Here is a 10,824-nt window from a genome sequence, read left to right on the forward strand (position 1 = left end):
TTAGTGAGTATTTCCATTTTTAACTATATTGCTTGAGTTGCATTTAAGACAGTACATAGCTCTGATATTGAACCACACTTCCTGATTCTGTCATGACTATGCACTACTACCAAATTCTTTGTGTTGATAAGCCAAATAAACAGCTTCTAAAAAGATATCAGGAGCAACTGCTGGCAAGTTATCTAAGTTAACAATAGCTGCTACTTGTTGAGTTAACTTAGACGCAAGTGCGACTCTTGACTTGGTTGCCATTGCGCCACGTCGCTGCAAGTATTCTCGAATTACGGCAAAATCATCTGGTAATAATTGCGATAAATCAGCAATATCTAGTAACTCTGCATACAGTGACTTTGCTTGTTCTGAGATGGTGAAAGTTGCCGATGGTGTGGCTATTTCAGATTCAATCACAATTGTACCAGCGACCCAATCACCCAGGCGTTTTTCACGGAGGCTAAAGACAATAAAGAAAGCACCCAGAAAGAAAAATTCGTCTAAAGGTCGTAGTAAGGCGCGTAAAGTTGTCTGTGCTAAACCAACGGGTCTACCATCATCTCGCACAACCCGAATTTTCGCCAAGCGTTTTCCTGGAGTTTGCCCTTGCCATAAAGTTTCAAAAAATACAAAATAACCAACGTAAATTCCGAAGAGAAGTAAAAAGGTAATGGCAATTAGCCAAAGTCCTACTTGCGAACCAATAGCCTCTTGTCCTTCCAAAATATCAGCTAACTGACCAGATACATAAATCCAGACATAGATGCACACTAAGATAATTACAGCTAATGCTAGATAGTCAATTAGCAAAGCCCACGCACGGTTTCCTATGCCAGCGAGGGTAAATTCTAGTTCAACGCTTTCGGGGGTGCGGAATTTAACGCGGTTAAAAAAGTGCATAAATAATATTTTTACTTTAGATTTCGCGATCGCGTAATTGTAAGCCTAACCCTTCACGGCGGCTGCGGAGGTCGTAATAAATCACAGCTTTAATTGTTTGCCACAACGGTACAATTGCCGCACTACTAGTAAAACTTAAAGCCAAAACTACGACAAAATAAAGCACCGCAAACAATCCAGAATTGTCTCTGGTAATTGCCAAAAAAGCAACCTGAATAATACTAGTAATAATCTGCACGAGAATTTGAATTGGGATGGTAATTAAAAAAGCAATAAAGGAAATTAATAAAATCCGCCATACATAACCTTCGGTTAACTCCCAGCTACGGCTAATAGATGATGTTGCGTCAATATTTTCCTCAATAGCTAAAGGTACATCAACCAAGAAGAATCGAGTTAAAAACCAAAAAACTCCCAGAAAAATTCCAATACCTACGATAAGTGCGATCGCAACCAATAAAATCACACTAGCAGGATTTGCCTGTTGACCAGATCCCCCAATTAAGGCTGCTGACAAAAAACTAAACAGGGCAAATACAATAACCACTCCCAATACCACACCTAAGCTTAAAAAACCCATTAACAGCATCATCAGTAAAAATTGCCACATTCTAGAATTGACAAAGCGTTCGCCTGATGACATGCTTTCGGGTTGATTAACTAGTTCGCCAAAAGCCAAGCGCGAAATCAGCGCGATAAGAGCGTAACATTTTCCCCAACCATATATAGGTATCAATACCCAGACATAAGCTCTCAAGGCCAATAAAAAATAGTCCTTCAAATGAGAGCGATATAGCCTTATACCTGCACTGACAACATTTCCCACGCTGAGTGGTTGCATAGGGCTTGGAGAACCAATGTTTCCAGACATGATGCCAAATTTCCTTGAAAGTACAGTTGTGAATTTGTGGCTATCTTAAGGTAGGTTAGAGCAATTCGTAATTCGTAATTTGTAATTCGTAATTAAGAAATATAGACATAATCGAGCTTTTAGGCAGCGTTAGTGACTAAATTTTAGAAAATGAATCCTCATTGCTCATATCATTTCTTGATGAAGATGTAATTTATAGTTTTTTCCTGTGTCTCCCTTGTCTCCCTTGTCTCCCTCACCCTCCTTTTACCCAGCTACTCCTTACTCCCCAACTCTATGAATATTCAACGATGGATTGCCCGCAGAGAACCGAATTGGCAGCGTTTGGATGCTTTATTAAAGCAAGTAGAAAAAAAAGGACTGAAATCTGCACGCGCTGGGGAAATTAGAGAATTAGCTAGTTTGTATCGTTCCGTGGCGGCTGATTTAGCCCGCGCCCGTACACAACAAATTGGTCAGACTTTAATCCAAAGTTTGCAAATTTTAACAACTCGCGGTTACACGCAGATTTATCAAGGTTCGCGGCGACAAGAATGGCGGGCGGCGCTGGAATTTTACCGTTGGGGTTTACCATTAGTTGTGCAGCAGACATTTCCCTATATTGCTTTGGCTACAGGTTTATTTTTGCTGGGGGCTGTGGTTGCTTGGTGGTATGCTTGGCAAGACCCAACATTTATGTCTTTGGTAGTGCCACAACACTTAATTTCTCAGGTACGAGATGAGCATAAATTATGGATGGGGTCGATTGTGGGGGTTGAACCGTTAGCATCCAGCAGCATCATGATTAATAATCTTTCAGTGTCTTTTGGTGCGGTTGCTGGGGGAATTACGGTGGGATTATACACAACTTATTTAATGGTATTTAATGGTTTATTAATTGGTGCTGTTGGTACTTTAGTCGGTCAAAATAATTTAGCTTATCCATTTTGGGCGTTTGTTTTTCCTCATGGGGCTTTGGAATTGCCTGCGATATTTTTTGCTGGTGGTGCAGGTTTATTATTAGCTAGAGCAATTTTATTTCCTGGTAAATATCGCCGTGGTGATGCGTTAAAGTTTTATAGTTTCCAAGCGGCACAATTAGTTTTTGGAATTGTGCCTATGTTAATTATTGCTGGTACAATAGAAGGCTTTTTTTCGCCTAATCCAAATGTACCAGACCCAATTAAATATCTTGTGGGACTAGGATTATTTGTATTTTTGGTGTTGTATTGTAATCGCCAACGTCGTTAAGTACAAAATGCAATTAAAATGTTTCCACCCAAGGACGTAATTCTACTTCCCATGTCCAAGCACTGCGGGGTTGACGGAGAATGTTGAGGTATGTTTGGGCGATCGCATCAGGATCTAGTAAACTATCTGGTTTATCGGGGGTTTCTTGTCGTATGTCTGAACGAATCCCACCATCAATAATAAAGTGCGCTATGTGAATATTCTGCGGTGCTAGTTCCCGCGCAATACTCTGCACTAAACCCCGCAAAGCAAATTTACCCATTGCAAAGGGCGCAGAACGGGGATAACCTTTGACACTAGCCGACGCACCTGTAAAGAAAATTGCCCCTTCTCCTAATTTCAACATTCGTTTTGCGGCGGCTTGGGCTACTAAAAAGCCACCATAAGCAGTAATCTCCAGAGATTTTGCCACCTCACTAGGGTCAAGGTCAATCAGCGGCCCTGTAACTCGGAAACTCGGATTATAAACTACAACGGTTGGCGCTCCTAACTTTTGTTCTACATTGTTGAACAGTTGGTTGACATCGTTTGGTTGAGAAGCATCACAGGCAAAACTAACCGCGCCAATCTCTTGAGACAATGTATTCAGCTTATCAATCTGCCGTGCTGCTAAAGCAACGCTCATCCCTTCCGCCGCGAACAACCGCGCTAAGGATGCACTCAGTCCATTACCAGCACCAACAATTAATGCAGTGGTTGTCATTGAGTTTATTTCTCCAATTCACAGTGCAAGTTTAATTTACTAGTGTTTATCTCGCTAATTCAGCTAATTTCGATATGATTCACCTCTAACTAACTCTCCGCGCGGCAGTCGCTACAACGGGGGGAACCCCCGCAACGCGCTGCCTTGCCTCTGCGTCCACCGAAGTTTGCTCAACGGGGGAAACCCCCGCACGCAACTTCTCTCTGCGTGAACCTGAAAATTCTTGTTGTTCAATTTCTCAAATGGGCATTATAGTTTGATTCAGAGTTTTGCTGAAAATGCCCACTTGATGTGTTTTTCTAAAATTCAGCTATCAATCCAAAATTGTGATTAAACCCCATTTTGCTTAAACCATGCTTGGAGTTTTTGCCAGCCTTCTTTGGCTTCTTGCTCGCGGTAAGATGGGCGATAATCTGCAAAAAAGGCGTGGGGTGCATCTGGGTAAACGATAATTTGAGATTTGCTGCTACTGGATTTGAGGCGATCGCGCATTTGTTCTACAGTATCTACAGGTATGCCTGTATCTTTCCCGCCGTATAGTCCCAGAACAGGTACTTTTAATGTGGAAGCAATATCAACGGGATGTTTGGGTGTGAGTTCTGTAGAATTACCCACAAGTCTGCCATACCATGCTACACCTGCTTTGACTTGGGGATTATGTGCAGCATATAGCCAAGTAATTCTTCCACCCCAGCAAAAGCCTGTAATTCCAATCCTCTTGGTATTTCCCTTGGCTGATTTTACTGCCCAGTTGACTGTTGCATCTAGGTCAGATAGTACCTGTGCATCAGGAACTTTGCTGACAATCGGACGGATTTCGTCTATGTTGCTTAATTTTGACACATCACCTTGACGCACAAATAATTCTGGTGAGATCGCTAAATACCCCAACTTGGCAAAGCGACGACAGACATCTTGAATATGCTCATGAACACCAAAAATTTCTTGAATTACCAAAACCACTGGGAAATTCCTGCCAGTTGCAGGTACGGCTCGATAAGCAGGAATCTCGCCATCTTTAACCGGAATTTTCACTGCACCCGCCGTTAAGCCTTTGCTATCGGTGGTAATTACTTTAGCAAATACAGGCTGCACGGCTAAAACAAAGCCTGTCGTTAGGGTGGCTGTGGTGATAAATTGGCGACGTGATATTTCTTTCATCATCTTGATATCTGGTCTTGGTCTGATGTTTTGTGGTGTAAAGTGACCTAACAGACTGGTGATAGTTAGATTTACTAACAATCATTATTACTAAGTATTACATATCTAGCAGTTTTATTGATAAAAGAGGCAAGGGAGACACGGCAGATATGTTGGGAGTAATGTTGTGTTTTCCCAAAGGATATGCAATACTCTTGATATTCTACGGCAACCCTATAGATTTATCGTACTTTTAGAGTTCAGTAAACTTCTGTTTGCTTAGACTTTAAGGTGCATTAAAACTACCATACAAGGAAAAATTCATGAGTAACCTACAACTTTACTTCGCCAAAGCCTCTACCTTTTCTCAAAGAACCCGCGTGGTTTTGCTAGAAAAGAAAATTGACTTTACCCCGGTTGAAATTGACTTACAGAACAAACCATCAGATTTCACGCAGGTTTCGCGCTATGGTAAAGTACCAGCAATTAAGCATGGGGATGTAGAACTTTATGAATCTGCGGTAATTAATGAATATCTAGAAGAAGTCTTTCCAGAGCCAGCTTTGTTACCTGATGATCCTACCAAAAAAGCGATCGCCCGGATTTGGATTGACTATGCCAATACTCGTTTTGTCCCCGCATTTAATAAATTCTTGCGTGGTAAAGATGCTCAAGAACAAGAACAAGGGCGCAAAGAATTTGTCGAAGCACTTTTGTATATTGAACAAGAAGGATTAGGTAAGCTATCTGGTAACGGCCCTTATTGGTTGGGTGAACAGTTTAGTTTAGTTGATATCAGCTTTTATCCTTGGTTTGAGCGTTTACCCGTCCTCGAACACTTCCGTAAGTTCACCTTACCAGCAGAAACACCCCGCTTGCTGCAATGGTGGAATGCAGTAGAAAGTCGTGAGTCTGTTCAAGCAGTGGCAAATCCTGTGAGTTTCTATTTAGAAAGATTCGCTAAAGTTCTTGGTGAACCTAATGGTGTTGCAGTTGCTCAAAAGTAATATTTAGCTTTTTTCACCTACTCTCACTCTTCATAATTCTGAGTAAGTGATTAAATTTGCGGTTCGGTGATTTGGGAAGTAGAAATTTCTGCTTCCCATTTTTATAGCAGAAGGTAGGAGTAAAAGTCTTACTATTCCTGGCATCCAAGCTTTCAAATTGAGAAGTGAGAAATTTTCTCCAAAAATTGTAGGGGCATACAGATGTATACCCCTACAATTTCAGTATTACAGGACTTACGCAAAATTATGAAAAAACGAACCGCAAAGGGCGCAAAGGACACGAAGTTATAAGAGTTTGAGAGAGTTCTTGCGTAAGTCCTATATTAATGTAATGCTGATTCAGCTTAATACAAAGAAGCCAAAACCTTATCAACTGCGGCGCGGAATGCGGTAGCTGCACCAGCACTCATATCACGGGGCGCACAGACGCGATTTCTGACGTAGGCAAGAGCGATCGCGCCAACTGCTGATATTGTGGTTTCTATACTATTTTTGCCACCAGTCCGACCTCCTGGTAAAGGTGCGCTATCACCATGAATCAGATATTCTGCCAGCAGTCTTAAATGCAAGTCTACTGCTTCTTTAACTGTGGTAATATCACCATCTATAGCTAATGCTTGCACACCAGAATTTTTGATAATATCTGCGATCGCAACTTCATGGTTATCGCTGAGTCTTTCTGCTGCTTCGGCACGATATTGGATAGCATTACTATCTGCTGTATTTAAAGGTAAGGCGTTTCCTGTTGGTTCAATACCAAATCTCCGCCGCAGCAGTAAATTATTAGTAGTGTCGTCTGATTTCACCCGATGATAAGCAGGACGTTCATTTAATGCTGCAAACCAAGCATTAATCCGAGGGAAGCGGGGATTTCCTTTAATTTGATAGCCTCGATACACAGGTAAATTCGCCGCCAGTCTATCTAGATGAGGGCTATACATAAGATCAACTAAGCTAAAGGTTGATAAAAAGTAAGGGCCGGGATATTTGCCTAAAGTTTGCTCTAACTCGTCTAAACTGGCTTCAAAGGTGGCTTGCAAGTTAGCTAACTCATCCGCATCGGTTGGAGTTTCCCGCAAGAATTTATAAGCAAGATTGCGAAAACCATTAGTCTCTGCATCTTCCACCCACTGTCTAGCTACAGCGTTTTCTTCTGGGTCTTCAGGAAGTAGTGACGGACTAGGAAATCTGGCTTCTAAAGCTAAGAGAATATCTTTTGATTCGTAGACTAACTCACCCTCGATTTTGGCGGCTGGGACAAGGGTTGTGGGGACTAAATCGGTATACCATTTGGGTTTATTGCTTAAGTCAATAAACTCTGTTTCAAAGGGAATTTGTTTTTCTTCTAAAGCAAACCACACTCTTTCACAAAAAGGACACCAAGAGTTTGTATCGCGGTAAAGCAATACGGGTGGTGTGGTGTCTGGTGGTAGTTTATGCAGACTGCTAGGAATAGGTGCAGTAGATGGAGACTGGCCTGGTCGTCGTACCCGCCGCGCTGGGGTGTGTTTTTGAGCAATTTCCGATAACTGTTCCCAGGTAGATGCTGTAGTTGGAGTGGTCATATTTTTGTAATTTCAAATAATGTTGCGGAATTTGTTACACGAATTCAAGAAGTTAGTGAGATAAATCACTTCCTCTGCTCCCGGTCACCGAGCGAAGTCGAGGTGCTGCTGACTCATCTGCATCATTCTTCAAGTGAAACAGTATTACCATCCCTGTTGTGTGGGACGGATGAGAATTTCGTTCACATTCACCCGTGGCGGTTGAGTGACTGCATAGACAATAGCTGCGGCTATATCTTCGCTTTCTAGTGGGGTGACTGTTTTACGTCGTTCTTCACTACGTTGCTTGGCGATGGGGTCGTCAATCAAGTCGTTGATTTCTGTATCAACTAAACCGGGTTCGATAATCGTGACGCGGATGTTATGTTGATAAACTTCTTGACGTAGTGCTTCCGAAAAACCATTGACACCCCATTTTGTGGCATTGTAGATCCCAATCCCGGCTCTAGCGGTACGACCCGCTACTGAAGAGATGTTAACGATATGTCCAGAATTTTGTGCTTTCAAAATTGGCAAAACGGAGTGTGTCGCATACAGCACGCCTAAAACGTTGATATCAATCATCCGTCGCCAATTTGCTGTGTTACCGCCGTCAATCTCGCCAATAACAGCAATGCCGGCATTGTTGACTAAGATATCAACTTTTCCCCAGGCGGCGATCGCTTTCTCTACCAAATTTTGGACTTGGGTTTCATCGGTAACATCTGTAACTATCGGTAATGCTTTGCCACCATTCTCCGTAATCTTTTGCGCTACTGCATCTAGTCGGTCAGAACGCCTGGCTGCAATTACTACTTGCGCTCCCTCTGCGGCTAAGGCGATCGCAGTTGCTTCACCTATCCCCGCAGAAGCTCCAGTAACAATTGCTACTTTTCCTTCTAATTTACCTGCCATATATTTATCCCAATTAACAGTTCACGGCTACATTGCTCATCAATAAATTGCTGCCTTGCCTTGCTAATAGCTTGATTTTTAGAACAGTTTGTGAGAGATTATATAAATAATATACGGTTTGTCTATCGATTTAACGTTTTTTATAAAAAATAAATTCTCAAAGTTATTTTTTATAAATAGATAAGCTGTATTTATTAAATGTTTTATCGGCTTTTGATAAAACTCATCTACCAAAAAGCCGGCTTTATAATTTGTGGACAATTTTGGCGATCATTTTTGACTGAAATTGAATATTAAGGATAAAATAATGATTTATATGCCTTTAGAAAGAGAATTATTAGATGAGGAATTATGGTCTATAAGACCAGCTTTAAAATTACCGATGAAAATTCAGTTATTAATTGAAAAAGAGCAGACCCGACAAGATATTTGGGATGTGTCAAAAAAGCCATCAATTAAGAGTTGATATGTAGTCTGAGTAACTTGACAAGTCAAGGATTAAGCCCTAATTTTTTAAGTGTTATATAAAGCACTGTAACCGCAAATACACCAGGGGATAATCCAATGCTGAAGAATTTCAAAACTCAACTAATGCAGTTGCGCTGGCCAATTGTGATGAGCGCAGCATTATTAATGCCTTTAAGTTTTAATACACCAGCAATATCTCAATCAACTGTAGAGATAGCACAAAGACCAGCAAATGAAGATTTAAGACAATTAAGACGTAACCGTAGGTTGTGGAATCAGCAAAATATCCGCAATTATCGCTATACACTATCAAGGAGTTGTTTTTGTGCGCCTGCTGCCAGAGGGCCAGTAATTATTACTGTTAGAAATGGGATTACAGCATCCATCACCACCACCACAGGTGAGCCGGTTAGTAACCCAGAATTTTTTGAAAGATATAAAACAATTCCCAAACTGTTTAATGTGATTGCAGATGCGATCGCCCGTCGAGCAGATAATGTTGAGGTAACATATAACAGTCAGCGTGGTTATCCCACCCAAATTAGCATCGACTACAGCTTTCAACAAGCTGACGAGGAATTGTTCTTGACAATCGAGAATTTCCAAGAACTCTAACCAAGTAGTTTCATGAGAAGATAGGAGCGATCGCTAACTTTCACTGCCAATTTATAAATCCTTTTTTTGCAGTTCCATCAATAGATAGGTGTTGAACTCGTAATAGCCTCTCACTGATGCAGAATAAGCATCACGTAGTTCTGCATTAGTGATTTTGGCGCGTAAATCTTCAATTATTTCAATAGCTGCTTGAATGTGTGTTTGGGCTGGTTGTAAATTACCCCTTCTGTATTCTAGGGAAGCCATGTTAGAGAGAGTGAGGATTTCCCCTTTTCTGTCCCCCACTGCACGACGTATAGATAAAGCTTGGTTGTAATATTTGAGGGCTTCTTCTTGTTCTCCTAATGATTTATGGATACCGCCAATATTGTGAAGGATAGTGGCTTCCCTTCTTTTCTCGCCCACGGCACGGAGTATGGGTAAAGCTTGGTCAAAATATTTGAGAGCTTCTTGCGGTTCTCCCAATGAGGCGTAGACAAAGCCAATATCATTGAGGGTACGGGCTTCAATTCTTTTGTCTTCCACTGCAAGACCTATGGATAAAGCTTGGTTGAGGTATTTGATTGCTGCTTGCTTTTCTCCTAAAGCAGCGTAGACTAAGCTAATATTTTTCAGGGTACTGGCTTCCTGTTCCCTATCCTCAACTGCCCGAAGTATTGGTAAAGCTTGGTTATAGTATTTGAGAGCTTCTTGCTGTTCTTCTAATGAGTTGTAGACAACACCAAGATAGTTGAGAGTCAAGGCTTCTACTTTTTTGTCCCCCACCGCACGGCTGATAAGTAAAGCTTGATTGAAGTGTTTGAGTGCTTCTTCCCTTTCTCCTAATGAGAGGTAAACTTTGCCAATATTGTTGAGGGTGGTGGCTTCCCCAGTTCTATCCTCCACTGCGAGGAGTATTGGTAGAGCTTGGTTGTAATATTTGAGTACTTCTTGTGTTTCTCCCAAATCGTCGTAGACTAAGCCAATTTGATTGAGGGTTTCGGCTTCCTGGCTTTGCTCATCAAGTTTTTGCCAAAGCTTCAAAGCTGCTTGGTATTTACCAATTGCTTGTCGCAGTGATTCTGCTGTTCCTTGTTGATAAAACTGCATTCCCTCTTGAAAAAGGCGTTCCGCAGCAGCGCGAGTGGTATCTTGTTGAGTGGTTTGCTGTTCTATCTGCAAGCCTTGGTTTTTCGGTATCGCCGCCACAGCATCAGCAAACATTACCGCACTCAGGAATAAAGTTAAACTGTAGCGGGTAAACTGTGCGAGAAACCACCAGCAAATTCCCTGATTATTTGCACTCCCCATAATTTTTCAGTCTCAATCAGTAATTAGGGCTTGCTGAAAAAGTCGTGAAAAAACAACAGAAGAATTGAGTAGGTAGTCAAGTAGAAACAAAGATAAGTTTTAGTTGTCTAAAATTCTCAAAGCATCACGTTCATTAATCAAAGAAGGGAA

11 protein-coding genes are annotated in these 10,824 nt (G+C 41.5%); 4 read left to right on the top strand and 7 right to left on the bottom strand.

Features of this window, described 5'->3' with window-relative positions; all coding sequences use genetic code 11:
- Positions 1-96 precede the first annotated feature (96 nt).
- The gene (locus H6G75_RS27310; protein ID WP_190983042.1) at positions 97-891 is read right to left on the bottom strand and encodes an RDD family protein; all 795 of its coding nucleotides are present in this window, start codon (positions 889-891) and stop codon (positions 97-99) included.
- Between the two features lie 16 nt (positions 892-907).
- A complete protein-coding gene (locus tag H6G75_RS27315; protein ID WP_190983043.1) occupies positions 908-1,762 on the bottom strand; it encodes a DUF975 domain-containing protein in 855 nt (284 codons plus the stop codon).
- Between the two features lie 276 nt (positions 1,763-2,038).
- Between H6G75_RS27315 and H6G75_RS27320 the strand changes: the two genes are divergently transcribed.
- Positions 2,039-2,992 carry a stage II sporulation protein M gene (locus H6G75_RS27320; RefSeq protein ID WP_190983044.1) on the top strand — a complete coding sequence of 318 codons (954 nt, stop codon included), beginning with the start codon at positions 2,039-2,041 and terminating at the stop codon, positions 2,990-2,992.
- A gap of 13 nt (positions 2,993-3,005) precedes the next feature.
- Here H6G75_RS27320 and H6G75_RS27325 read toward each other — a convergent pair whose 3' ends face one another.
- Together H6G75_RS27325 and H6G75_RS27330 are read right to left on the bottom strand one after the other, a co-directional pair.
- Positions 3,006-3,695 carry an SDR family NAD(P)-dependent oxidoreductase gene (locus H6G75_RS27325; protein WP_190983045.1) on the bottom strand — a complete coding sequence of 230 codons (690 nt, stop codon included), beginning with the start codon at positions 3,693-3,695 and terminating at the stop codon, positions 3,006-3,008.
- Between the two features lie 330 nt (positions 3,696-4,025).
- Positions 4,026-4,856: a dienelactone hydrolase family protein gene (locus H6G75_RS27330; protein WP_190983051.1), complete on the bottom strand. Its 831-nt coding sequence runs from the start codon at positions 4,854-4,856 to the stop codon at positions 4,026-4,028.
- Between the two features lie 302 nt (positions 4,857-5,158).
- Between H6G75_RS27330 and H6G75_RS27335 the strand changes: the two genes are divergently transcribed.
- Positions 5,159-5,842: a glutathione S-transferase family protein gene (locus H6G75_RS27335; RefSeq protein WP_190983046.1), complete on the top strand. Its 684-nt coding sequence runs from the start codon at positions 5,159-5,161 to the stop codon at positions 5,840-5,842.
- 344 nt (positions 5,843-6,186) lie between these two features.
- Here H6G75_RS27335 and H6G75_RS27340 read toward each other — a convergent pair whose 3' ends face one another.
- Both H6G75_RS27340 and H6G75_RS27345 read right to left on the bottom strand, forming a co-directional pair.
- Complete coding sequence (locus H6G75_RS27340) at positions 6,187-7,407, bottom strand: glutathione S-transferase family protein (RefSeq protein WP_190983047.1); 1,221 nt, start codon at positions 7,405-7,407, stop codon at positions 6,187-6,189.
- Between the two features lie 144 nt (positions 7,408-7,551).
- Positions 7,552-8,301: an SDR family NAD(P)-dependent oxidoreductase gene (locus H6G75_RS27345; protein ID WP_190983048.1), complete on the bottom strand. Its 750-nt coding sequence runs from the start codon at positions 8,299-8,301 to the stop codon at positions 7,552-7,554.
- Between the two features lie 307 nt (positions 8,302-8,608).
- Here H6G75_RS27345 and H6G75_RS27350 point away from each other — a divergent pair, with 307 nt between their 5' ends.
- Both H6G75_RS27350 and H6G75_RS27355 read left to right on the top strand, forming a co-directional pair.
- The gene (locus H6G75_RS27350; protein WP_190983049.1) at positions 8,609-8,767 is read left to right on the top strand and encodes a hypothetical protein; all 159 of its coding nucleotides are present in this window, start codon (positions 8,609-8,611) and stop codon (positions 8,765-8,767) included.
- A gap of 98 nt (positions 8,768-8,865) precedes the next feature.
- Entirely contained in the window at positions 8,866-9,384 is a 519-nt protein-coding gene (locus tag H6G75_RS27355; RefSeq protein ID WP_242051660.1) for a DUF6174 domain-containing protein, read from the top strand.
- Positions 9,385-9,435: 51 nt separating this feature from the next.
- On the opposite strand, the gene H6G75_RS27360 is transcribed toward H6G75_RS27355, so the two are convergent.
- Positions 9,436-10,674 (bottom strand): tetratricopeptide repeat protein, encoded by a 1,239-nt coding sequence (locus H6G75_RS27360; protein ID WP_190983050.1) that lies wholly within the window; start codon positions 10,672-10,674, stop codon positions 9,436-9,438.
- Between the last annotated feature and the right edge of the window lie 150 nt (positions 10,675-10,824).

It is taken from the genome of Nostoc sp. FACHB-280 (assembly GCF_014697615.1).
GTDB lineage: Bacteria > Cyanobacteriota > Cyanobacteriia > Cyanobacteriales > Nostocaceae > Nostoc_B.